This is a genomic window from Variovorax sp. Soil_C_39, from assembly GCF_057656815.1.
The window spans coordinates 1-492 of sequence record NZ_JBDGJQ010000044.1 but is presented as its reverse complement, the minus strand read 5'-3'; the positions used below and the strand labels follow the sequence as shown (position 1 = coordinate 492).

1 protein-coding gene and 1 pseudogene are annotated in these 492 nt (G+C 60.8%); both read right to left on the bottom strand.

The window, feature by feature from the left end:
- Nucleotides 1-180, bottom strand: a pseudogene (locus AC3A6J_RS28025) (ankyrin repeat domain-containing protein); the annotation flags it as partial.
- The coding region (locus AC3A6J_RS28020; RefSeq protein ID WP_487863275.1) for a TatD family hydrolase at nucleotides 177-492 on the bottom strand (316 nt) is incomplete at its 5' end. The gene AC3A6J_RS28020 and the pseudogene AC3A6J_RS28025, both read right to left, overlap by 4 nt.

Here is a 492-nt window from a genome sequence, read left to right as displayed (position 1 = left end):
GCCGGTCTGGCCATGCTCGTCGCGCGTGTTGGGGTCGAATCCGCGGTTCAGCAGCGTGCGCACGCCGCTTGCGTTGTCGCCGCGCACGGCGCGGAAAAAGTCTTCGAACGAACCGGCATGCGCTGCAAAAGTTGCTGCTGCGACAGATAGATACAAGAACTTCTTGATGTACTTCTTCATGTTTTTACTCCCGTGAAAAGCTGTTCGAAATTGTCGCTCGTGGCCTTCGCCACCGCTTCGATGGGCAGTTGGCGCAGCTCGGCGATCTGCTTCGCCACGAACGGCACGTACGATGGGTTGTTGGTCTTGCCGCGGTACGGCACCGGCGCGAGATAGGGGCTGTCGGTCTCGATCAGCATCCGGTCCAGCGGGACGAAGGCTGCAACCTGGCGCAGTTCCTCGGCCTTCTTGAAGGTCAGGATGCCCGAGAACGAAATGTAGAACCCCAGATCGAGTGCCGCGCGAGCGACCTCGGCCGTCTCGGTGAAGCAG